This window comes from Marinobacterium sediminicola, from assembly GCF_022343685.1.
Classification (GTDB): Bacteria; Pseudomonadota; Gammaproteobacteria; order Pseudomonadales; family Balneatricaceae; genus Marinobacterium; species Marinobacterium sediminicola.
In genome coordinates this window covers 2,205,031-2,228,563 of sequence record NZ_CP092123.1, presented here as the reverse complement: position 1 = coordinate 2,228,563, position 23,533 = coordinate 2,205,031, and the positions used below count along the sequence as shown (strand labels likewise).

General features: G+C 58.4%; 19 protein-coding genes. 16 read left to right on the top strand and 3 right to left on the bottom strand.

Annotated features, from left to right (window positions below; all coding sequences use genetic code 11):
• Positions 1 to 31: 31 nt before the first annotated feature.
• Positions 32 to 940 (top strand): bestrophin family protein, encoded by a 909-nt coding sequence (locus tag LN244_RS10280; RefSeq protein WP_239039701.1) that lies wholly within the window; start codon positions 32 to 34, stop codon positions 938 to 940.
• Positions 937 to 1,578, top strand: a complete 642-nt coding sequence (locus tag LN244_RS10275; protein ID WP_239039700.1) for a class I SAM-dependent methyltransferase — start codon at positions 937 to 939, stop codon at positions 1,576 to 1,578. The genes LN244_RS10280 and LN244_RS10275 overlap by 4 nt, the downstream gene beginning before the upstream one ends.
• Here LN244_RS10275 and LN244_RS10270 read toward each other — a convergent pair.
• Positions 1,563 to 2,750 carry an acyl-CoA dehydrogenase gene (locus tag LN244_RS10270; protein ID WP_239039699.1) on the bottom strand — a complete coding sequence of 396 codons (1,188 nt, stop codon included), beginning with the start codon at positions 2,748 to 2,750 and terminating at the stop codon, positions 1,563 to 1,565. The two genes, LN244_RS10275 and LN244_RS10270, sit on opposite strands and share 16 nt — an antisense overlap.
• Before the next feature lie 233 nt (positions 2,751 to 2,983).
• Between LN244_RS10270 and LN244_RS10265 the strand changes: the two genes are divergently transcribed.
• From LN244_RS10265 to LN244_RS10250, 4 genes are all read left to right on the top strand, one after another.
• Entirely contained in the window at positions 2,984 to 3,745 is a 762-nt protein-coding gene (locus tag LN244_RS10265; protein ID WP_239039698.1) for an SDR family NAD(P)-dependent oxidoreductase, read from the top strand.
• A 25-nt stretch (positions 3,746 to 3,770) separates the two neighbouring features.
• The gene (locus LN244_RS10260) at positions 3,771 to 4,925 is read left to right on the top strand and encodes an acyl-CoA dehydrogenase family protein (RefSeq protein ID WP_239039697.1); all 1,155 of its coding nucleotides are present in this window, start codon (positions 3,771 to 3,773) and stop codon (positions 4,923 to 4,925) included.
• Positions 4,926 to 4,968: 43 nt separating this feature from the next.
• Positions 4,969 to 6,150, top strand: a complete 1,182-nt coding sequence (locus LN244_RS10255) for a thiolase family protein (protein WP_239039696.1) — start codon at positions 4,969 to 4,971, stop codon at positions 6,148 to 6,150.
• 159 nt (positions 6,151 to 6,309) lie between these two features.
• Entirely contained in the window at positions 6,310 to 7,557 is a 1,248-nt protein-coding gene (locus tag LN244_RS10250) for a GGDEF domain-containing response regulator (RefSeq protein WP_239039695.1), read from the top strand.
• A 37-nt stretch (positions 7,558 to 7,594) separates the two neighbouring features.
• On the opposite strand, the gene LN244_RS10245 is transcribed toward LN244_RS10250, so the two are convergent.
• On the bottom strand, positions 7,595 to 9,895 hold the full coding sequence (locus LN244_RS10245; protein ID WP_239039694.1) for a bifunctional diguanylate cyclase/phosphodiesterase: 2,301 nt from the start codon (positions 9,893 to 9,895) through the stop codon (positions 7,595 to 7,597).
• 349 nt (positions 9,896 to 10,244) lie between these two features.
• Here LN244_RS10245 and LN244_RS10240 point away from each other — a divergent pair, with 349 nt between their 5' ends.
• Genes LN244_RS10240 through LN244_RS10210 form a run of 7 tightly spaced genes read left to right on the top strand, consistent with a single transcriptional unit; the run spans position 10,245 to position 18,882 of the window.
• Positions 10,245 to 11,069 (top strand): alkaline phosphatase family protein, encoded by an 825-nt coding sequence (locus tag LN244_RS10240; RefSeq protein WP_239039693.1) that lies wholly within the window; start codon positions 10,245 to 10,247, stop codon positions 11,067 to 11,069.
• Positions 11,066 to 11,752, top strand: coding sequence for an HAD family hydrolase (locus LN244_RS10235; RefSeq protein ID WP_239039692.1), 687 nt, complete (start codon positions 11,066 to 11,068; stop codon positions 11,750 to 11,752). Before LN244_RS10240 ends, LN244_RS10235 begins: the two co-directional genes overlap by 4 nt.
• 17 nt (positions 11,753 to 11,769) lie before the next feature.
• Positions 11,770 to 13,812 carry an ABC transporter substrate-binding protein gene (locus LN244_RS10230; protein ID WP_239039691.1) on the top strand — a complete coding sequence of 681 codons (2,043 nt, stop codon included), beginning with the start codon at positions 11,770 to 11,772 and terminating at the stop codon, positions 13,810 to 13,812.
• Positions 13,813 to 13,865: 53 nt separating this feature from the next.
• Complete coding sequence (locus LN244_RS10225) at positions 13,866 to 15,056, top strand: ABC transporter permease (RefSeq protein ID WP_239039690.1); 1,191 nt, start codon at positions 13,866 to 13,868, stop codon at positions 15,054 to 15,056.
• Between the two features lies 1 nt (position 15,057).
• Positions 15,058 to 16,299, top strand: a complete 1,242-nt coding sequence (locus LN244_RS10220; protein WP_239039689.1) for an ABC transporter permease — start codon at positions 15,058 to 15,060, stop codon at positions 16,297 to 16,299.
• A complete protein-coding gene (locus tag LN244_RS10215) occupies positions 16,296 to 17,984 on the top strand; it encodes a dipeptide ABC transporter ATP-binding protein (protein WP_239039688.1) in 1,689 nt (562 codons plus the stop codon). The genes LN244_RS10220 and LN244_RS10215 overlap by 4 nt, the downstream gene beginning before the upstream one ends.
• Positions 17,977 to 18,882 (top strand): LysR family transcriptional regulator, encoded by a 906-nt coding sequence (locus LN244_RS10210; protein WP_239039687.1) that lies wholly within the window; start codon positions 17,977 to 17,979, stop codon positions 18,880 to 18,882. The genes LN244_RS10215 and LN244_RS10210 overlap by 8 nt, the downstream gene beginning before the upstream one ends.
• Here LN244_RS10210 and LN244_RS10205 read toward each other — a convergent pair.
• Positions 18,861 to 19,865 carry an AraC family transcriptional regulator gene (locus tag LN244_RS10205; protein WP_239039686.1) on the bottom strand — a complete coding sequence of 335 codons (1,005 nt, stop codon included), beginning with the start codon at positions 19,863 to 19,865 and terminating at the stop codon, positions 18,861 to 18,863. The genes LN244_RS10210 and LN244_RS10205 overlap by 22 nt on opposite strands.
• Before the next feature lie 242 nt (positions 19,866 to 20,107).
• On the opposite strand from LN244_RS10205, the gene LN244_RS10200 reads away from it, so the two are divergent.
• The 3 genes from LN244_RS10200 (at position 20,108) to LN244_RS10190 (ending at position 23,524) form a co-directional block, all read left to right on the top strand.
• A complete protein-coding gene (locus LN244_RS10200) occupies positions 20,108 to 21,760 on the top strand; it encodes an AMP-binding protein (protein WP_239039685.1) in 1,653 nt (550 codons plus the stop codon).
• 85 nt (positions 21,761 to 21,845) lie between these two features.
• Positions 21,846 to 22,598 (top strand): electron transfer flavoprotein subunit beta/FixA family protein, encoded by a 753-nt coding sequence (locus LN244_RS10195; RefSeq protein ID WP_239039684.1) that lies wholly within the window; start codon positions 21,846 to 21,848, stop codon positions 22,596 to 22,598.
• The gene (locus LN244_RS10190; protein ID WP_239039683.1) at positions 22,595 to 23,524 is read left to right on the top strand and encodes an electron transfer flavoprotein subunit alpha/FixB family protein; all 930 of its coding nucleotides are present in this window, start codon (positions 22,595 to 22,597) and stop codon (positions 23,522 to 23,524) included. The genes LN244_RS10195 and LN244_RS10190 overlap by 4 nt, the downstream gene beginning before the upstream one ends.
• Positions 23,525 to 23,533 lie beyond the last annotated feature (9 nt).

The window sequence follows — 23,533 nt, the reverse complement described above, 5'->3', positions numbered from 1 at the left end:
GTGCCCTCCAGCTGCTCGGAGTATCTGTTTAATGATCGTTCGTAAACGCCCCGGTGCATTGGGGCTGATGCTGGCCTGGAAAGGGTCGGTCGTTCCCCATGTTCTTCCCCATATCATTCTGGCCGGTCTGTTTGCCTGTGCGGTGACCTGGGTCGCGCGTCATCACTATCTTGACGGCATTGTGGAATATACGCTGCTGCCGTTCACACTCCTGGGGATCGCCCTGTCGATTCTGCTCAGTGTGCGCAATACTGCCACCTATGATCGCTGGTGGGAGGCACGCAAGCAGTGGGGACAGATGGTTTACGAAGTGCGCAGCCTGGCACGTATCAGTGCGATTTATCTGACTCCGGAATCGCGTCGCGCGTTGCTGCTGAGGGTTCTTGCCCATACCCACCTGCTGCGCGGGCAGTTGCGTGGTGAAGATGTGCGATCAGAACTGCCATCCACATTACCCTCAGAGCTGGTGGAGGATGTCCTTGCCAAGCGTAACCCGGCCGAATTCATGCTGCAGCAGGCTGGACAGGTACTGGCTGGCGAGCGTCAGGCCGGTCGGCTGGACAGCGTTGGCGCCGCCGCGCTGGATAAACATCTGCATGCCCTGGCGGGTGTGCAGGCAGCTTCGGAGCGTATTGCTCATACGCCGCTGCCTTTCGCCTACACGCTGTTGGCACACCGTACCGCCTACATTTATTGCTACCTGCTGCCTTTCGGTCTCGTCGGCGCTGCAGGCTGGTTCACACCGGTGTTCACTGCCATCGTTGCCTATACCTTTTTCGGACTGGACCGCCTGTCGGAGCAGCTGGAGTTTCCCTTTGGCCGTGACAGCAATGACCTGCCGCTGGATGCGATCTGTCGTATCAACGAGATCAGCGTTGCCGAGGCTTTGGGTGAGCCCGCGCCTGAACTGTTGCAACCGGTGGAGTTCCAGCTGCAATGACTCTTGCGCGTTGCCCACTGTGCGGTGGGGAATCTCTGCGTCCAATCTTGTGCAAGGAGCGTCTGTACCATCGTTGTGAGCGCTGTGAACTGATTCATCTGGAACCCTCACAGCGGTTGTCCGAAGCGGATGAGAAGGCGGTCTACGACGATCACGAGAACGAGATCGATGATCCGGGCTATCGTCGTTTCCTCTCCCGTACCTTTGATGAGGTCTTGAAGCGCAAGCCGGCTCCGGCCCGAGGACTGGATTTCGGCTGTGGTCCCGGGCCTGCGCTGGTGGCGATGGCGCAGGAGGCGGGTTACCGGATGGCGCAATACGACAAGTATTTCCATCCGGATGAAGCCGCGTTGACCGGGCAGTACGACTTTATTACCAGCACTGAAGTGGTGGAGCATCTGTCGGAGCCGCTGCCGATACTGGATCGGTTGTGGTCATTGTTGGCGCCGGGCGGCCTCCTGGTGCTGCAGACCAAACGGGTGCTGGATGACGAGCGTTTTCGCAGCTGGCATTACCGTAACGATCCGACTCACATCACCTTTTTTGCCGAAGCCAGTTTCAACTGGCTGGGTGAGCGCTGGTCCAGCAACCCCAAGTACCCGCACGCCGACGTGGTCTGCTTTCAAAAGAACGCCTGAATCCCGGTTTGAGCCCGCCCAAGAATGAGGGCGTGAATATCCTGAGTGCCCTCGTAGGTATTCACCGTTTCCAGATTCATCAAGTGACGCATCACGCCGAAATCTTCCGTGATGCCATTGCCGCCGTGCATGTCTCGCGCCATACGGGCAACCTCCAGCGCCTTGCAGCAGTTGTTGCGCTTGATCAGCGAGACCATCTCCGGTGCCCAGTTGCCCGCGTCCATCAGGCGGCCCACCTGAAGCGCGGCCTGCAGGCCCAGGGTAATCTCGGTCTGCATGTTGGCCAGCTTCAACTGAATTAACTGGTTCGCGGCCAGCGGTCGATTGAATTGCTTGCGATCCAGCGTGTACTGGCGGGCGGCATGCCAACAGAATTCGGCGGCGCCCATACTGCCCCATGCGATGCCGAAGCGCGCCTTGTTCAGGCAACCGAATGGGCCAGCCAGTCCGGTGGCGTAGGGCAGGAGGTTTGCTTCGGCCACCAGGGCTTCATCCAACACGATTTCACCGGTAACCGAGGCTCTCAGGCTGAGCTTGCCCTCGATTTTCGGCGTCGAAAGACCTTTGGTACCCCGCTTGACGATAAAGCCGCGAATGGCGCCGCCGTGGGCATCGGACTTGGCCCAGACAATCGCGAGATCGGCGATGGGGCTATTGGTGATCCAGGTCTTTTGACCGCTGAGCAGGTAGCCTCCTTCAATCTTCCGAGCGCGGGATTTCATTGATCCCGGGTCGGATCCGTGGTCCGGCTCCGTCAGGCCAAAACAGCCTACCCATTCACCTCGGGCCAGTTTGGGCAGGTAACGTTGCTTTTGCTCTTCACTGCCATAGGTCTCGATGGCATGCATTACCAGCGATGATTGAACGCTCATGGCCGAGCGATAACCGGAATCGACCCGTTCCACCTCACGTGCAATCAGCCCATAGGCCACGTGACTGATGCCCGCGCCGCCGTATTTGGGAGAAATCGTCGGGCCAAGTAGACCCAGTTGGCCCATTTCCCTGTATATGTCGCGATCAAAACGCTCCTCGCGGAAGGCACTGATGATCCGGGGTTGCAGGGACTTTTGGCAGTACGCCCGCGTCGCATCACGGATCTGTCGCTCTTCGGCGGTGAGCTGTTGCTCCAGCAACAGAGGGTCTTCCCAATTGAATTGAACGGGGCTGGACATGCATGTACTCCCTTTCAAGGCTTCATCTGAACGGCCAAATGCCACCCGGGCCATACTCAACATTTAGCACCAATTGACCCATCCGACCCGCTTGGGTTGCTCATTTTTGCCAAATTTGCTGCCGAATATTGTCATGGCAGCGTTTTCGATCCTGAGACACACTAAGGTCATTCCCTTATATAGCACTGTTGCCAGGTGCAGCAGTCCAACGAATAAAACAAGGTGAGAGTGTTATGGATTTCAAGAATGTACCCGCAGTGGTAACCGGTGGCGCTTCAGGTCTGGGTGAGGGCGCTGCCCGTGCATTGGCTGCTGCCGGTGCCAAGGTTGCCATCTTCGACCTGCAGGAAGAGCGTGGTCGCCAGATCGCCGAAGAACTGGGTGGCATCTTTGTGCGTTGCGACGTTTCTTCTGCCGAAAGCGCTGAAGCGGCCTTTGCGGCAGCACGTGAAGTCCATGGTCCCTGTGGTATCGCCGTCAACTGTGCCGGTATCGCTCCGGCCTGCAAGATCGTCGGCAAGGAAGGCCCGATGCCGCTGGCCGACTTTGACAAGGTGATTCAGGTCAACCTGGTCGGCAGCTTCAACATCATGCGCCTGGCTGCGGCTGAAATGGCGACCCGTGAGCCGAATGCTGATGGCGAGCGCGGGGTCATCATCTCGACCGCATCCATCGCCGCGTACGAAGGCCAGATCGGTCAGGTCGCCTACAGCGCCTCCAAGGGCGGTGTTGTCGCGATGACGCTGCAGGCGGCTCGTGAGTTGGCGCGCAGCGGTATCCGCGTCAACACGATCGCTCCGGGCCTGTTCCTGACCCCGATGATGTCCGGCTTCCCGCAGGAAGTGCAGGACAGCCTGGCGGCCACGCTGCCGTTCCCGCAGCGACTGGGCCACCCGGATGAATACGGCATGCTGGTTGAGCAGATCGTGAAGAACCCGTTGTTGAACGGCGAAACCATCCGTCTGGATTGCGCACTGCGCATGGCTCCGAAGTAAGCAGACGTCAGGGGAGGTGAGCAAGATGAATGCAGTGGCTATCGACAACGAAGAACTGGAACTCTTTCGTGAAATGGTACTGCGCGCCCTCGAGCGTGAAGTGGCCCCGCACTATGAGCAGTGGGAACAGGACGGTATCACTCCGCGTGAACTCTGGCGCACGCTGGGTGAGGCGGGACTGCTGTGTGTTGACGCGCCTGAAGCGCATGGTGGCTGCGGCGTGCCATTTGAGTACTCCGTAATGCTGGTGACCGAGATGGCGCGCCTGGGCTACGGGGCCCTGGCTACCAACGTGATGGTTCATTCCGACATCGTGGCGCCTTACATCGCCCATATTGGTAACGACGAGCAGAAAGCCCGCTGGCTGCCGGGCATGGTGTCAGGTGATGTGGTGGGTGCGATCGCCATGACCGAGCCGGGTGCCGGCAGCGATCTGGCAGCCCTGCGTACCACGGCGGTACTGGACGGTGACGAGTACGTCATCAACGGTTCCAAGACTTTTATCACCAACGGCCAGCATGCCGACATGGTGATCGTGGCGGCGAAGACCGACCCGTCTGCCGGTGCCAAGGGTGTCAGCCTCTTCCTGGTCGATACCACGCTGCCGGGTTACAGCAAGGGCCGTAATCTGGAGAAGATCGGTCAGCACTCTGGTGACACATCGGAACTCTTCTTCGAGAACCTGCGCGTACCCAAGTCCGCGCTGCTGGGCGAAGAGGGCAAGGGCTTCATGTATCTGATGAAGGAGCTGCCCCGCGAGCGTCTGGTGATAGGCGCTATCGGTGTCGGTGCGGCCCGCGGCTCGCTGGATATGACCATCCAGTACGCTGACGAACGTACTCTGTTTGGCCAGAAACTGAAGCAGCTACAGAACACCCGTTTCCGTATCGCCGAAATGGAGACCGACTACCGCGTCAACAAGGCGTTCATCGACCAGTGCATCAGTGAGTACTCCCGTGGCGAACTGGATGCGGCGACCGCTTCCATGGCCAAGTATACCGCGACCGAGATGCAGTGCCGCGTAGCCGATGGATGTCTGCAGCTGTTTGGTGGCTATGGGTATACCACTGAGTATCCGATATCTCGCGCATTCATCGATGCCCGTGTCCAGCGTATTTACGGTGGTACGTCGGAAGTGATGAAAGAAGTGATCGCCCGCTCGGTCCTGGGCCGCGACTAAAGCGAACCTGAACGAATAACAACGACTTAACAGGAGCAAGAAGATGTCAGACAACAGCATTGTGATTCTGGGTGCGGCCCGTACGCCGATGGGCGGAATGATGGGCTCCCTCAGTGATGTCCGTTCACCGGATCTGGGTGCAGTCGCGATCGAAGCCGCCATCGAGCGTGCAGGTCTGCAACCGAGCGATATCGACGAAGTAATCATGGGCTGCGTACTGCCCGGTGCGCTGGGACAGGCTCCGGCCCGTCAGGCATCGCGCAAGGCCGGTATCCCCGATGCTGCCGGTGCAACGACCATCAACAAGATGTGTGGCTCCGGCATGAAAGCGGTCATGCAGGCGCACGACCAGATCAAGGCTGGCAGCGCTGACATCATGATCGCCGGTGGCATGGAAAACATGAGCCAGGCACCTTACATGCTGCCCAAGGCCCGCGCAGGCATGCGTATGGGCCACGGTCAGGTGATCGACTCCATGTTCTTCGACGGCCTTGAAGATGCCTACGAAGGCGGTCTGATGGGCGTGTTTGCGCAGCGCTCGGCTGATGAGTACAACATCACCCGCGAAGCGATGGACGAGTTTGCCATCGGCTCCCTGACCAAGGCGCTGGCCGCTATCGAGAATGGCTGGTTCAAGGACGAAATTGCTCCCGTCACCGTCAAGGGCCGTGGTGGCGATGTGGTTGTCGATACCGACGAGCAGCCGGGCAACGCCCGCCCCGACAAGATTCCGCAGCTGAAGCCGGCGTTCAAGAAAGACGGCACCGTGACCGCCGCCAACTCCAGTTCCATCAGCGATGGCGGTTCCGCATTGGTGCTGGCTACTCAGGCCGAAGCCGACAAGCGCGGCCTCAAGCCGCTGGCGCGTATTGTGGCGCATTCTACCCACGCCCAGCTGCCGGCTGAGTTTACCATCGCCCCGATCGGTGCCATCCAGAAGGTGCTCGACAAGGCGGGCTGGACCAAGGATGACGTGGATCTGTACGAGATCAACGAAGCCTTCGCCGTTGTCTCCCTGCTGGCAATCAACGAGCTGGGTCTGGATGCCGACAAGGTGAATGTCTACGGCGGCGCCTGCGCCCTGGGCCACCCGATCGGTTCCTCCGGTTCACGCATTCTCGTCACACTGCTTAATGCCCTTAAGCAGCGCGGCCTGAAGAAAGGGGTTGCATCCCTCTGTATCGGTGGTGGTGAAGCGACAGCCGTCGCAGTCGAGCTGCTCTGATACGCCTTAACTTGCACATCTCTGCCTTTGGCTCTTGGATTGGAGTAGGCCACCTTCGGGTGGCCTTTTTTCCCATGTCTTGAAGCAACCTTTTCACTGGCTGTTGGCTGTCAAAACCGTGTTAAGATGGCGACTATTGCCTTCTTGCTGGAGACGATCATGCCTGCGGTATTAATAGTTGAAGACTCTCAGGTCGTGATAAAGGTGCTGCGTTTCATTGCCCAGCGTACCTTGCTGACCTTTGACGTTGTCTTTGCAACCAACGCGACCGAGGCATGCCGGGCGATTGCCTCGCGTAATGACTGGTTTGCTGCCATTGTCGATTTGAATCTGCCGGATGCGCCCAATGGCGAGATGGTGGATTTCACGCTGGAAAACAAAATTCCGACCGTTGTGCTCACGGGCTCTATCGGCAATGACAAGCGTGATGCGCTGCATTGCCAGGGGATCGTGGATTATGTCCAGAAAGAAGGCCTGTACAGCTATCAGTATGCGGTTAACCTGATTAACCGGCTTTACCGAAACCGTAACATCAAGGTGATGGTGGCCGAGGATTCGTCGGTGACCCGCTCGTTTATTGTTTCACTGCTGCGCCGGCACCAGTTCCAGATCGTCGAAGCCGAAAACGGGCAGCAGGCACTGGACATGATTCTGGCGGATGATTCGATCGATATCCTGCTGACCGACTACAACATGCCGGAGATGGATGGCTTCAGCCTTATTCATGAACTGCGCCACCAGCATGAAAAGACTGAGCTGGTCATCATTGGCCTCTCGTCGGCCGATGACAAGTATTTGTCGGCCAAATTCATCAAGAACGGCGCAGATGACTTCCTTTACAAGCCGTTTTCCCATGAAGAATTTTTCTGCCGGATTAACCATGCGGTCGAGGCGATGGAGCGCAATAAGGAGCTTCACCGCATGGCGTATACCGATGCGCTGACCAACATCCATAACCGCCGGTATTTCATTGAGCAGGCACGCAAGCTGCTTCCCAAGGCCGAGAACACGCAGAAGCCTCTTAGCCTGGCTATTCTCGACATCGACTACTTCAAGCAGGTGAACGATGAATACGGCCATGATATTGGTGACCTTGTGCTGGTGTCATTCGCCAGTTCTCTTGCCAAGGCGTTTTCCCGCTTTGTCTTGGCCAGAACAGGAGGGGAAGAGTTCTGCATCCTGTTCTCGGGTTTGACGGTCGAGCGTGCAGCGCAATTGCTGGATGCGGTCAGGGAGCAGATCGAGAACAGCTCGGTGGAAATCGCTTCGGGCGCGCTGAGTTTTACCTTCAGTTGCGGTGTGGCCGAGCTGCCCGCTGACAGTCTTGAGTCACTGATGAAAGAAGCCGATCGGCGGCTCTATCATGCCAAGGATAGCGGTCGTAACTGCGTCGTATACCAGGGATAAAAGGTGCCGTCGGGGGGGACGGCACCCAGTGTTTCGTTTAGATCCCGAGGGCTGCGCTGCGGGCCTGATTGCGGCCAGAGTAGGAAAGGCGGGTCAGTTCCTTGGGCACGCTGATCAACAGCTCCGGGGCCGGCATGCCGATGAGTTCGCCTTGCGAGAAACTGATTCCCAGGCGCAATACTTCCATCTGCACCGCAGGCGAGTGCACGAACTCGGCTACCGTTTCGATCTTCATGCTGCGCGCAAGACCGACGATACCCCGTGCCACTCGGCGTGAGTTCGGGTCCTTGTCCAGGTTACGGATAAGGCTGCCATCGATCTTGATGAAGTCCACCTTCAGCTGCAGCAGGTGCTCAAAGTTGGAATAGCCGGTACCGAAGTCGTCGATGGCGATCCGGCAGCCACGTTTTTTCACTTCATCGACGAAGTGCCGTACCTGATCGTAGTTCTCGATATGGTCTGATTCCAGCAGCTCGAAAATCACCCGAGGGCCTACTCCGGTCTCATCAAGCCGCTGCAGGATAAAAGCGGTGAGTTCTTCCTGCTGTAGGTCGCTGTACGACAGGTTGATGGAAAACTGCATGGGCGAGTCTGCAAAACGTGTGAAGCACTTTTCCACCATGACACGGGTGATGTGGCCTTCCAGACGAAGCTTGCTTGCGACGCCGAGGAACTTGCCGGGGCTGACTACCTCACCGTTGGTGTCCAGCATGCGCACGAGGCATTCATATTTGTCGATGCGGCCGGTGGTATTGTTCAGAATCGGCTGGAACCAGGCAACGAGTCCCTCTTCATCCAGCGCGTCGCGCAGTTTGCCGGCCCATTTCTGGTTGTGCTCGAATTCCTGTTCAAGCGGCTCAGAGCCGTCAAAGACGCGGCAGTGAAGCCCTTTCATGCGTGCTTCGCGCAGTGCTTCGCGAGCATAAATGTACAGGCTGTGCTCTTTGGGTGAGTTAACCCAGGGGACGGCTGCCCCCGCTGTCGCGCTCAGTCCGATTTCGTGGTTGCGCCAGAACACCGGACTCTGGCGAACGCAGTTCAGAATAGCTTCCAGTTGCTGCAGTACCAGTTCGGGACGGCGGCGGGGCAGGGAGAGGGCAAATTCATCACCGGTGACTCGGTAGAGTCTGCCGCCACGGTTTTCATCCGAGGACATGAAAGACTCCAGGCGCAGAGCCACCTGTTTGAGAATCAGGTCGCCACATTCGTCCCCGAAAAGGCTGTTTACTTCACGGAAACGGTCCATGTTGACCAGAATAAGGCTCACTGAGCTGTCACGCTCAAGATCCTGCAACAAACGCAGACGGTTAGGCAGGCCGGTCAGCTTGTCATGGTCAGACAGGCGCATGTTGCGCAAGGAAGGCAACAACCGAATCAGGCCAAAGAGCGTCAATAGCAGCATCACGCCGCCGAGGACAATCAGGTAGGTGCTGCTGCGCTCCTGAAGGGATGCCAAGGGGGCGTCCAGCTCGTCCAGCGGAATGGCGACGGAAAGTTTCAGGCCGCTTTCTGCACGCGTGTAGTACAGCATGACCGGGTGTTCCGGCAGGTTCAGTGGTTGATACTCGAAGTCGCTGACAAAAATGGCCTGTGGGGTTGTTGCCTGAGCCTGAGTCATCACGGTATGAACCCGCTCGCGACGATGATCCTGATAGGGAGGGGCCAGTTGCAGGTTGCGGCTGTCAGTGAGCCAGACCAGCGTCCCCGGCGTTGCCTCCGCGTCCCTGGCCAGCTCGAGAATGGATGCTACCTGCCAGTCGAGACCCAGTAAGCCCTGCAGAACACCCTGTTCCGAGAGGATGGGCCGTACCAGTGTAATGACGGGCTCCTGACTGCCTGACATCCGGTGTACCGGACTCCACCAGACCGTATCCGCAGTGGGGTTGACCTTGAAGCTTTCCGGCAACTGCTGCAGCCATTCGGGAGCAGCGTTCGCATCGGTCTGATTGCCCTGAGGGCGCAGGGTCAGCAAGGGTGAGTGTTTGGTTTCTGCCGAATAGAGACCTGCGCCGATCAGGTCTGGTGCCATTGCCAGTGTCTGTTCAAGCAGCTGCTGTCTGGTGGACATGGACGTAAGGCGGTTGCTGAGCTGGCGCGCAAGCACCGACGCTTTATGCTCAATCTCGGCGGTACGGCGGTCCATGCTGATGAGGGCACTGTCGAAGCGGTCAAGAATGCGCTGCTGAAACTGGGCATTGACGGACTGCTTGGTGGTGTCAACGGTAATGTAGGTGTAGACCCAGAACGATGCCCAGGACAGCAGTGTGATCAGCAGAATGTTTATCAGAATCGTGTTTTGAGCGATGAAGTCCAGGTACTTGCGTTTCGGGGTGATCAAGGGGGCCGGCCTCCTGCCTGCATGTGTCCGCTACATGCTACAAAACTTAAATGTTTGTTTAATTATGCCTGAGCATCATGAGATTACTATTCCGTGACTATGACCCTGATCAGTCTCTGTGCTACAACTTGAAGCATTTGTCTTTTATTAGGGTGTGAAGGGGATAAGACAGACTGACGGCTGACTGTTACCAAATGGTTGCAGTCTATAAATCCGGCTTATAAACATAACCGCCGCTTTCTTTGTTTCATAAATCTATCTTCTCGGTGTAATCGTTTGATCATTCAGCGCTTCTAGCATCTGTATCCGAAATTACCACCGGCTGAGGCCGGAACCGGATGGATGCTGTATGAGTGCACAAAATTCCGTAATTCTGATCATCATCGATGGCCTGGCGGCCAGCACGGCACGGGACTGCATGGGTTATTTGCAGGCGCTGTGTGACCACAAGCTGGCGAGCCGCTATACCCTTGAGTCTGAGTTGCCGTCACTGTCTAGGCCCTTGTATGAAACCCTGCTGACCGGCACGACACCGATCGAAAGTGGGATTACTCACAATCGCAAGGTTCGCCTCTCTACCCAAAGCAGTGTGTTCAGCCTTGCGCAGCGTGCCGGACTGACCACCGCGGCGGCGGCCTATCACTGGTTCAGCGAACTCTATAATCGCGCACCCTATGAAGCCGAACGGGACCGCTTCACGCAGGATCCAGAATTGCCGATCCAGTTCGGCTGCTTTTACCACCTTGACCATTACCCGGACGAACATCTGCTGCTGGACGCGGATTGGCTCATGAGTACCCGTAACCCGGACTTCATGTTGATCCATCCGATGAATGTTGACGACGCCGGGCACAAGTTCGGCTTTGACAGCAGCCAGTACCGTAACGCCGCCCGCCGCATGGATGGCTATCTGTCGCAGCACCTGCCGCGCTGGATGGAGCAGGGATACCAGATTTTGATCACGTCGGATCATGGAATGAACAACGACCGCAGCCACGGCGGCACCTTGTCAGAAGAGCGCCAGGTGCCACTTTGGGTGATCGGTGATGCCTTCACCCATAGCCCTGCTTGCATGCCGCGCCAGGTTGAGGTCTGTGGTGTGGTCTGCACGTTGCTGGGCCTTGAAAATCACGGCAAGCCGGTGGCGGCCGAGATGCTGGAGGCGCTGCAATGAGGTTGGCGATCTTCGATCTGGATGACACTCTCATCGACGGCGATTCCGCGTCGCTGTTCTGCCGCTTTCTGGTGGAGCAGGGGCTGGCTGATGTGGAACTGTTGGCGCAGGAAGCGCGGCTGATGCGGGACTATGCCAATGGCTCCCTGGACATGGCCGCCTATATCCGGTTGATGACGGCACCGATCCGGCAAATGAAGCCGGATGAGCTTGAGGCGCTGACCCACCGCTTCGTCTGTAACCAGATTGTCCATCGACATTATCCGCAGGCCAGGCAGCGCCTGCAGGAGCACCGGGAGGCAGGCGATCTTTGCCTGATCGTTTCGGCAACCGCCGAGTTTATCGTGCGACCGGTGGCCGACACGCTGGCGGTGGAACATGTGCTGGCGATCGAGCTGGAGCGCGATGCGCAAGGCTGCCTCAGTGGCAAGATCAAAGGCATCCCGAGTTTCCGCGAAGGCAAGGTTCAGCGCCTGCAGGATTGGCTGTCCGAACTGGGACAGACGCCTGAAGAGCTGCTGTTTTACAGCGATTCCAGTAACGATCTGCCGTTGCTGGAGTGGGCGGATCGCCCCCATGTGGTGAACCCCGATCCGAAACTGAGCGCACTGGCCCGTCAGCGTGGCTGGCCGGTGTTGCACTGGATGCGTGCCAACGATTCCCAATCCCCCAAGACTCACTGACCAAGAGAGCATCTGTGATGAGCAAGCGTTTCCTGACCCTGAGCATTGCTGCACTGACGGCCATTCCTGTCTGGGCAACTTGCCCGGCCGTAACCGGACCTGATGCCGGTGGCGAATTTCTGCACCTGTTTGAGCGCTCTGCCTATGAGCAGCAGAACAGCTGTCGCCTGAGCTTCAGTGCCAACCCCGCCAGTGCGGAGCTGAACCGCCGTATTCTTGGCAACCCCGAGCTGCCTTCACTGGAGCAGCGCCTGCCGAAAGAACCCCTGATCATCGCCCCTTATGAGCGTATCGGTCAGTACGGCGGTGTGCTGGACGGGATCTCCAAGGCAACCGAATCCGGTACCTCCGACCTGCTGTCGGTGCGTCACGTGAACCTGGTGCGCTTCAGTGACGATCTGAGTACCATCGTGCCCAACGTCGCCAGGAGCTGGGAGTGGAACGACGACTTTACCGAACTGACCCTGCACTTGCGTGAAGGGCACAAATGGTCGGATGGCGAGCCGTTCACCGCCGAAGATATCGCATTCTGGTACAACCACTTGATCATGGATAAGGAGATCACCGGTGCACCGAAGGACCGTTTCCTGTCCGACGGCAAGCCGATGAAGGTGGAGGCCCTCAGCCCGACTCAGGTGCGTTTCACCACCAACGCCCCACGTCCGGGCCTGACCGCCATGTTTGCCACCGACTATGCCCAGCCGTTCCAGCCGAAGCACCTGCTGGGCCGCTTCCATCCGGCAATCAATCCTGAAGCGGACACGCTGGCGAAATCCCTTGGTTTCGACAATGGCTATGCAGCACTCAAGTTCTACTATGGCCAGTCCGACTGGAAAGATATCCCGACACCGCTGCTGAAGGACAAGGAGCAGGTGAAGCGTCTGCTGGCTGCCGGCTTCCCGGCGGTTGCCCCCACGCTTGAGTCCCACATCGTGGTCGAAGAGTCACTGGAAGGGCGCCGTCTGGTGGCCAATCCCTATTTCTTCCAGGTGGATACGGCCGGTAACCAGTTGCCTTACATCAACGAGATCAACGAGGTCTATATTGGTGACGAGGATATCCAGACCGCCAAGATGATCGCGGGCGAGGTGGATTACAAGGCTCAGGCGGTGAACCTGCCGTCGGCGCCGGTGCTGCTGGAAAACCGCCAGCAGGGCAACTACGAAGTGGCGTTGCGTCCAATGGTGCCGCTGCCCACGCTGGCGTTCAACCTGACCGACAAGGATGCGGAAAAGCGCGCCCTCTTCAACGAACTGGATTTCCGGCGCGCCATGTCGCTGGGCATCAACCGCGAACAGATCAATAAGGTCGCCTTCTTCGGTTTGGGCAAGCCGATGCAGTACACCGCCTTCGATCCGGATACCGCACCCTTTGTAACCGATGCCCAGAAAACGGCGTATATTGAACATGACCCCGAGCGTGCCAGGGCGCTGCTGGACAAGATTGGCCTCAAGGATCAGGACGGGGATGGCTGGCGCGATCTGCCGTCTGGCAAGCGCTTCGAGCTGGACATCCGTTATGCCACTCAGGGGATCGCCACCAAGGTGGTGGAGATCGTGGCGGCCAACTGGCGTGAGCTGAGCGTCCGTACTTCGATCAAGGAAGTGACCTCGGACGAATACCGCAGCTCTCAGACCGCGAACGATCTGAGCGTATTGAGCTGGGCCATGGGACGTCCTCAGCCGGTTCTGGCCAGCGACCCATCCTGGCTGACACCGCCTTACGGGACCTACTTCGACCTGCGTACCGGCATGGAATGGGCACGCTACCTGCAGACCGATGGTCAGGAAGGTTCCCGTCCACCGCAGACGGTCATGGACATGCTGTCGCTGGCAGAAGCCTTTACCCGGGCTGAGCTGGGCTCCGAGGAGTCTGCCGAGGTGGGGCGCAAGATTGCCCAGCTGACTGTCGATGACCTCTTCATCATCGGCACCGTCAAGGCCGTGTCTCCGGTGTACTACAGCAAGAAACTGAAGAACTTCGAACTGCCCAAGACCTCATCCTACGACTACTACCGCATGTATCCCTACCTGCCAACCCAGTGGTTCCTGGAAGAGTAAGACCCCCAGCCCCGGCCCAAGGCCGGGGCCTCGTACCAACCGGATAAAACATCATGCAAGCATTCCTGACCAACACCTGGCTGCTCTGGCTTCTGAGCGGGACCGCTGCCTTACTCTGGTGGCGGGGACGCAGCAGTCAGCTGTTTTATTACATCTTCAATCGCTATCTGCTGGCTCTGGGAACCTTGCTGCTGGTCAGCGGCATCGTCTTCAGCCTGATGGAAGTACTGCCGGGCGACTGTGCCGAGAAGATGATCGCGTACAAGAACACTCAGGGCGAGGTGATTACACAGGCCCAGATTGACGCCGAGCGGGCTCGCATGGGGCTGGACCAGCCACTGCCGGTACGCTGGGCGAGTTGGGTCGCCGACCTGACCCTTAAGGGTGATCTGGGGTTCAGTTGCGCCAAGCGCCAGTCGGTCAACATGGCACTGGGGGATCGCTTCTGGATGAGCCTCGGTTTCTGTATTGCCGGTCTTTTGTTTGCCTATCTGATCGCTGTGCCCTTCGGCATCCTGTCGGCCTGGTCTCTGAACAAGCCCTGGCTTGACCGCAAGCGTCATCACACACCCTTGCGCCGGCTGCGCAACAGTATCGGTCTGGTGATCGCCAAGCTGGTGGATCTGCAATTGCGCCTGATCAGCTATCTCGGGCTGGCATTGCCCAATTTTCTGCTCGCGCTGAGCATCATCCTGCTCTATGTCTTTGCCGGCGAACCGACGCCAACCGGCCTGTTTTCCGATGAGTGGCGGGGGCAGCCCTGGTTTGCCGAACAGGGCTTCCAGTGGGGCAAATTGAACGATTTCATGGGACATATCTGGCTGCCGATCCTGGTGATCGGCTGGGCGGCAACGGCGCTGCAGCTGCAGACCGTGCGTGCGCTGGTGGTGGATGAATCCAACAAGCTGTATGTGGAAGCCGCACGAGCCCGAGGCATCGATGGTTTCCGTCTCTGGTCCCGCTACCCGGTGCGCCACTCGATCAGTCCGCTGTTCAACTCGGTGGGATTCGACTTCCAGCGGATCTTCAACGACCTGCCGATCGTGGCCGTAGTCATCGGCTTGACCGATGCCGCTGCACTGCTGATCGAAGCACTGGCCATGACCAACGATCAGGAACTGGCGGCGGGCATTCTGTTTCTGGTGGCGCTGGTGGTGATCGGCATGAACTTCATTACCGATGTGATTCTGGCGGTGCTGGACCCACGGGTGCGCAACAGCGTCATGCAGGCAGGAGGACACTGAGATGAATGCATTGATTGCTCGTTGGCGAGGTCAGCCCAAGGCTCGGACTCCTGATGAATCCTACTATACGGCCGGGCAGTTCGCGCTGATCCGTGCCCGTTTCATGCGCAACACCACCGGCGTTATCGCCGGCGGCATTCTGTCGGTGTTGCTGCTGATGGGGCTGTTCGCACCGTTTTTCTCGCCCAACGCACCGGGCATTGAAGGCGCCAACCCCGATTACCGGCGCGGTGCGCCCCAGAGTATCCATTTTTGCGATGCGAACGGCTGCTCGTGGCGGCCTTTTACCTACACCTATACCCGTGAAGCTCCGGCATTCGACTTGAGTGCCTTGGCAGGCGGTGACCTGAGTGCCCTGGATGCCATCACCTCCGGTGACAGCCTGAATGCCTCAAGCCAGAACCGTTTTGTGGAACAGACCGACCAGCGCCGCTATCTGCACTTCTTCGTGTCAGGCTGGGAGTACAGCTTGCTCAAGATTGAGTGGCTGGGCATCGATATTCGCTCCGATCTGCACCTGTTCGGCGTTGATCAGGGACAAATCCACCTGTTCGGCACCGATGAAGACGGCAAGGATGTGTTCAGTCGCACCCTGCATGCGATCTGGGTCACCATCAGCATCGCGTTGGTGGCGCTGGCAGTGAAGCTCTTTGTTTCCCTGCTGGTAGGGGGTGTCAGTGGCTATTGCGGCGGCAGGGTCGATGCGGTGCTGATGGCGATTACCGAGGCGGTGCGCGTGATTCCGCCGATTCCGGTCTATCTGGCCTGTGCCGTGGCCCTTTCCCAGATCGACCTGACGCCGGTGCAGCGTTACTTTGCCATCGCGGTGGTGATCGGCGCGCTGGATTTTGCGGCGTTGGGCCGCCGGCTGCGCACCCATATCCTGACCGAGCGCAATCAGGACTATGTAATGGCGGCTAAGCTGTCGGGTGCAAGCAGCAGCCGGATCATCTGGCGTCATCTGGTGCCCAGTTTTTCCAGCTACATCATTGTCGATACGCTGATCAACTTTCCCTACGTGATCCTGGCCGAGACCAGTCTGAGCTTCCTTGGCCTCGGTCTGACCGAGCCGGTCAACAGTCTGGGTGTGTTGCTGCAGAAAGCGCAGGACCCGGATATTCAGCAAAACATGGTGTGGCAGTTCGCCCCTGTCGGCGTGTTCGTGCTGCTGATCATGGCCTTTGTCTTTGTCGGTGATGCCCTCAGGGATGCCGCCGACCCCTATTCGGAGCGCAAGCGATGAGCATCAACGAGAGAATTTCCGCCCCCTTGCTCGAGATTCGTGATCTGGGCATCGATTTCCACACGCCGGAAGGTGTGCACCGGGCCGTAAGCAATCTCAATCTGAGCCTGCAGCCCGGTGAGGTGATGGGGCTCGTCGGTGAGAGCGGGTCCGGCAAGTCGATTACGGCCAAGAGCATCATGCGCATGCTGCCCGGTAACGCCGAGCTGACACCCGAAAGCCGCATTCGTCTGCACGATGGCGAGCGCCCCGTGGATGTCATGGGGCTTCATGGCCGCGACCTGCGTCTGGTCCGTGGCGGTCAGGTATCGATGATCTTTCAGGAGCCGATGGCGAGCTTTGCACCGGCCATTCGTATCGGTGATCAGATTGTCGAGACGCTCCAGCTGCATACCGGCGTGGACTATGCCAGCGCTCGCCGGCAGGGGATCGAGCTGTTCGAGCGAGTGGGTATCCGGGAGCCGGAGCGGCGCTTCGACCAGTATGTGTTTGAACTCTCGGGGGGCATGCGTCAGCGGGCGATGATCGCCATGGCGCTGTCGACTCGGCCCCGGTTGCTGATCGCCGACGAACCGACGACTGCGCTGGATGTCACCGTGCAGGCACAGGTGCTGGAGCTGATGCTGGAGTTGCGTGAGCAGTTCGGCATGGCGATGCTGTTTATCACCCATGATCTTGGGGTGATTTCGCGCATCGCTGACAACCTGACGGTGATGAAACGGGGCGAAGTGGTTGAAGCCGGCAGCTGTGATCGTGTGCTGTTTGCCCCTCAGCATGAATACACCCGTCGCTTGCTGGATGCGCTGCCGCATCTGGAAGCGCTGCCACCGTCACCGGCGCACCGGCCTGAGCCGCTGGTCAGCATTCGTGACCTGTCGATCACCTATCCGGCCAGCGGTGCGGGGCAGTTGCCTTTCAAGGCAGTACCGCAGATGAATCTGGAGCTGCCGGCCGGGCAGATCATCGGTCTGGTCGGGGAGAGCGGGTCCGGTAAAACCTCGCTGGGCAAGGCGCTGCTGGGCGCAGCACCGGTGTCCGCGGGCGAAGTTCACTACCATCTTGAAACCCCAATCAGACTGGGGGCGGGACGCAAAATCAAGCGCAAAGAGCTGGCCAGAGTCGCGCAGCTGGTGTTTCAGGACCCCTACAGCTCTCTGAATCCGCGCATGACGGTGCGTGATATCATCGCAGAGCCCTTGCAGGCGCTGGGGCTGTGCCGTAATCGTGAGGAAATCGACCAGCGGGTGATCGAGGTGGCCAAACGCTGCCACATTGAAGTGAGCCATCTGCGTCGATTTCCGCATGCCTTTTCGGGGGGGCAGCGGCAGCGGATCAGTATTGCGCGTGCGCTGGTGGTCAACCCGCGTTTCCTCGTCGCCGATGAGGCGGTTGCGGCGCTGGACGTATCCATACAGGCCGAAATTCTGGGGCTGCTCAAGTCACTGCGCGACGAAATGGGGCTGACCATCCTGTTCATCTCCCATGATCTCAGTGTAGTTGCCAATCTCTGTGATCATGTCTGTGTGATGCAGCATGGCCGGCTTGTGGAAGAGGGCAGCGTACAGCAGATCTTCCTGCAGCCGCAGCAGCCCTACACCCGTGCCCTGATCGGCGCCATTCCAACACTGCGGCGTCCGGGACAGATGAACTCAGTGGTTTCGAATGAGGCTGGAGCCCATGCGTGACGCGGACCTTTCGCTGCCGGAGGTGCGCGCCTTTAATGCCGTGGTCTCAGCGGGCAACTTCACCCGTGCTGCTCAACAGTTGGGTGTTAGCCAGCCGGCGGTGACGGCGCAGATGCGTAAACTGGAAGCGCGTTTCAAGGGTCCCTTGCTGGAGCGGGTCAGTCATGGCGTGCGTCTGACGGAACTGGGCCAGCGACTGTACCGCATCACGGCTCAGTTTGCCGAGCTTGACCATAACGTACGTGCGCTGATCAAGCCCGGCAGTGCATCCAGTCTGGAAGAGATACGGCTGGCGACGGCTTCGCCACTGGTATTCATGCCGCTGATCGCACGTTTTGTGCGCGAGTACCCTGAGGTGTCGCTGAAGCTGCATACCGCCACGACAGACGAGTGCTTCAAGGTGCTGGCCAATCGCGAGGTGGATATCGGCCTGTTCCCGATGCACTGGGATGATCGACAACTCTCCAGGCTTGCCTATCGTGACCATCACCTGGTCGCGATATTGCCTAGCACGCATCCTCTGGCGGGGTTATCCCGCCTGTCGTTGCATCAACTCCAGGATGAGTCGCTGATCTTTTCTCGCCGCTATTCCTACACCCAACAGCTGCTTGATCGCCTGATCCAGCAGGAGGGTTTGGCGTTGAAATCCAGCATCTGGATCGATTCCAGAACCGATATTTGCGAAGCGGTGGCTCACGGCCTTGGGGTGGGCTTCGCTTTCAAGGGCGATATTCCTGCTCAGGGCGAGTACGCGGTGGTTCCCATCGCCGAGGCTGCCGAAGCGATTACCGAACACGTGGTTTGGCTGAAAAGTCGATCCGACCTGCCTGAAGTGCGCTGTTTTGTCGATCTCGCCCTGCGGGTACTAGGCGAGTCTCAGGCTTCCTGTTTGCGGTAGGCCAGGGGGCTGACACCGGTCCAGTGCTTGAATGCGCGCGAGAAGGCGCCGGGCTCGGCAAACCCCAGTTGGCTGGAGATGTCACTGATGCTCAGGTTTTGCCGTGTCAGCATGATGATGGCCTGGTCACGGCGCAGGTTGTCCTTGATTGCCTGATAGGACGTGCCTTCTGCCTTGAGTTTGCGGGACAGCGTGTAGGAGGTCGTGTGCAACTGGTCGGATACCCAGTCGAGGTTCGGCAGGCCACCTTCATCGAAGCTCTCGAGCAGGCCTCGCACTCGCGTGGTCAGGCTGTCATCTTCCACAGTCCAGATCAGCAGGTCACGTGGTGAGCTGAGAATGAACTCGTCCAGCTCGGCGGGCGTTCGCGTGACCGGCATGCTCAGGTAGTTCTTGCTGAAGAAGATACTGTTGCGAGGCTGCTCGAAGTGGCATTTGCAGGGGTAGATAAATCGGTACTCGTCAAAATGGGCCGGCAGGGGGTGGCTGAAATGAGCACGGCTGAGCACGATCTTGCGGCCGATCAGCCAGCCGATCAGACGGTGCCAGACCATCAGCAGCCACTCGGCCAGGAAGCTGTCCGGGTCCAGTTCGGGGTGGTGGTGGATCAGGCTCAGCTCTGCTTCCTCTCCCTCCAGATTCAGGCGAATCTCGATATCATCCGAAAACAGCCGGTAGCAGCGGATGCTCTGGCGGATCACTTCTTCGAGATTGGCACAGTGGACCACCAGCGATCCCATTAAATGAAAATGACCGATACGGACGGGTGCGGAGGTGCGGCCCATGAACTCGTCGTTCAACTCCCGCCAGATCAGTCGGAAGAGGTGAATGAACTGACCGGTACGAATTCGTGCCTTGGGCTGGCTGATGACGTCATGATCGATCTGGCAGGCGTCCAGCAGGGCGTCGATATCTAGACCTTGCGTCCGGGGGCCGTGCAGGAGGGCACGGGCGTAGTGGGATGAGAAGGTCAAATTTTTCATGGTTGCGATTGCCGGGCCTGAGAAGTTTGATGGGTTTAAATCAACGAATTAGTCGACGAATCCGAGTTGCAAAAAATGTCAATTTATCTGTCGGAAGTTGTCATTCTGTTGCCACCGACGATTGCATTAACCTGCGATCACAAGCGATGAATAAGGGAATTCCCTTGTTCGTTGTCCAGCTGCTGCGCGTGCCACATGTCAGGAAGATGGCAGCCCCATTAGAAAAATAAACAGGTTTCAGTATGGATAAAATCAGCTACAACGACTTCATCAAAGACTTCACGCCGGAGTCGATCATACAGAACTTCGTGGGTGATTTTAACGAAGGTCTTAACGTCTGTGAGGAGATCTGCGACCGTTGGGCGAATGATCCCGCCAAGGTAGCCCTGCGCTATGAGCTGGTAGATGGCACTTCGGGTGAAATGACCTTTGTCGAGCTGATGAAACGCTCGGCTCAGTTTGCCAACTTCCTCAAGTCTCAGGGTATCGGCAAGGGCGATCGCATTTCAGCGTTGCTGACGCGTACTCCGGAACTGATGGTCGCCGTACTGGGTGCTCTGCGTGCCGGTGCAGTCTATCAGCCGATGTTTACCGCCTTTGGTCCCGGTGCCATCGAGTATCGCGTACAGAAGGCCGATACCAAACTGATCATCACCAACCCGGAGCAGTGGTCCAAGCTGGCGGATGTGAATGGTCTGCCCAAGACCATGCTGGTCGCCGAAGACGGTCATGAGCTGGCGGGAGCCGCTGACTTCCTGTTCCATCAGACTCTGGATCAGCAGTCTGACCAGTTCGAGCCGGTCAAGATCGGCGCCGAAGATCCCTTCCTGCAGATGTTTACCTCTGGCACCACCGGCAAGTCCAAGGGCGTCACCGTACCGGCCAAGGCGCTGCCAGCATTTTATGTGTACATGCGCTATGCCATCGGCCTGCGCGACAGCGACAACTTCTGGAACGTGGCTGATCCGGGCTGGGCTTACGGACTGTACTATGCCGTGGTGGGTCCGCTGCTGCTGGGCTGCACGACGCACTTCAATGAAGCGGGCTTTACCGCTGACAACACCTTCGAGTTCCTGCGCAAGTACAAGATCACCAATCTGGCGGCTGCGCCAACCGCATACCGCATGCTGAAGGCCAATGATGCCCTGCTGAAGAACTATCCGGAGATCGATCTGCGTGTAGCCAACAGTGCCGGCGAACCGCTTAACCCGGAAATCGTGTCCTGGGTGCAGCGTGCCTTTGGCTGCCTCGTGTGTGACCAGTATGGTCAGACTGAAACCGGCATGACCTCGGCCAACTTCCACGAGCTGGATCATGAGTTCCGTGATGCCAGCATGGGATACCAGTTGCCGGGCTACCGTCTGGTCGCGCTGGACGCCGATTTCAACGAAGTGGGTCCGGGCGAGAGCGGTGAGCTGGCGATCGACATGGAGAATTCACCGCTGTACTTTTTCCAGGGGTACACCTGGGGCGAGAAGAGCCCGTATCACGGCAAGTACTACCTGACCGGTGACGTGGTGATCAGCAATGGTGACGGCTCTCACTCCTACACGGGACGTGATGACGACATTATTGCGTCTGCAGGCTACCGCATCGGCCCGGCGGACGTGGAAAGCACCCTGCTGGAGCACGAAGCTGTGGTTGAAAGTGCAGTCGTGGGCAAGCCGGATGATAAGCGTGGCGCCATCGTCAAGGCCTACGTGGTTGTTCACCCGCAGTTTGATGCCGATGAAAAGCTGGCTGAAGAGCTGCAGCAACATGTACGTAACCGTCTGTCGACTCATGCCTTCCCGCGTGAAATCGAATTTGTAACGGATCTGCCCAAAACCTCCAGTGGCAAGATCCAGCGTTTTCTCCTGCGCAAGCAGGCGGCTGAAGAAGTTGCCTCGGACTGAGCAATCAGGAACAGGTTCTCTGAGTGAGCCTTTAGGCCCGAAAGGGCCACCTTTTCCAGCCGAATAGATTAAAAAGGTAATAACGATGAAAGTACTGGTAGCCGTCAAGCGAGTGATCGACTACAACGTCAAGGTGCGCGTCAAGTCTGACCGCTCCGATGTCGATCTGGCCAATGTCAAAATGGCCCTGAACCCTTTCTGTGAGATCGCCGTTGAAGAAGCGGTGCGCCTGAAAGAAGCAGGTACCGCTTCTGAAGTGGTGGTTGTGTCCATCGGCAGCAAGTCCTGCCAGGAGCAACTGCGCACCGCACTGGCACTGGGCGCTGATCGCGCCATCCAGGTGGAAGCGGCGGATCAGCTCGACTCCCTGTCGGTCGCGCGTATCCTGCAGAAGATTGCCGAGGAAGAGTCCGCTGACCTGATCCTGCTGGGCAAGCAGGCGATCGATTCCGATAACAACCAGACCGGTCAGATGCTGGCGGCGTTGATGGATCGCCCGCAGGCGACCTTTGCCTCCGAAGTGGTTGTAGAGGGTGAAACCCTGAAGGTCACCCGTGAAGTTGACGGCGGCCTGCAGACCCTGAGCCTGAAACTGCCGGCTGTGGTCACCACCGACCTGCGTCTGAATGAGCCGCGTTACGCATCTTTGCCCAACATCATGAAAGCGAAGAAGAAACCGCTGGATGTGAAAACCCCGGAAGAGCTGGGTGCCCAGCTGGCTGCGGGTGTTGAACTGGTCAGCGTAGAACCGCCGGCCGAGCGTCAGGCGGGTATCAAGGTCAGCTCTGTTGAAGAGTTGGTGGACAAACTGCGTAACGAAGCAAAGGTGGTCGCATGAGCATTCTGATTATTACCGAACATGATAACCAGTCCCTGAAGCCGGTTACTTTGAATCTGGTGACCGCTGCTCAGCAGATCGGCGGTGATATCGACCTGCTGGTGGCCGGTGAAAATGCTCAGGGGGCTGCAGAGGCAGCAGCTACCATTGGCGGAGTTCGCAAGGTGATTCTGGCTGACAATGCGGCCTATGCACACCAGTTGGCCGAAAACGTCAGCAAGCTGGTCGTAGAGCTGGCTGACGGCTACAGCCACATCCTGGCACCGGGTACAACAACCGGTAAAAACATCGCCCCGCGTGTGGCGGCACTGCTGGGCGTGAATCAGCTGTCCGACATCATTTCGGTGGAAGCCGCGGATACCTTTAAGCGTCCGATCTATGCCGGTAACGCTATCGCAACCGTCAAGTCCGCAGACGCTGTAAAAGTGATGACCGTTCGTGGCACAGCCTTTGACGCGGCTGAAGCGGCTGGCGGCAGCGCGGTGATTGAAGCCTGTGGTGCTGTCCACCAGCATGCGGATGTGAGCTTCGTCGGTGAAGAGCTGGCCAAGTCGGATCGTCCCGAACTGACCGCAGCCTCTGTCGTGATTTCCGGTGGTCGCGGTATGGGTAACGGTGAAAACTTCGAGTTGCTGAACAAGGTGGCAGACAAGCTGGGCGCTGCGGTGGGGGCTTCTCGTGCCGCCGTTGACGCCGGCTTCGTGCCCAATGACATGCAGGTGGGACAGACCGGCAAGATGGTTGCACCTGAACTCTACATCGCCGTTGGTATTTCGGGTGCCATCCAGCATCTGGCCGGTATGAAGGACTCCAAGGTGATCGTGGCGATTAACAAGGATGAGGAGGCGCCGATCTTCCAGGTGGCTGACTACGGTCTGGTTGCAGACCTGTTCGAAGCGGTCCCCGAACTGGAAAACCGCCTCTAATGTGACTGG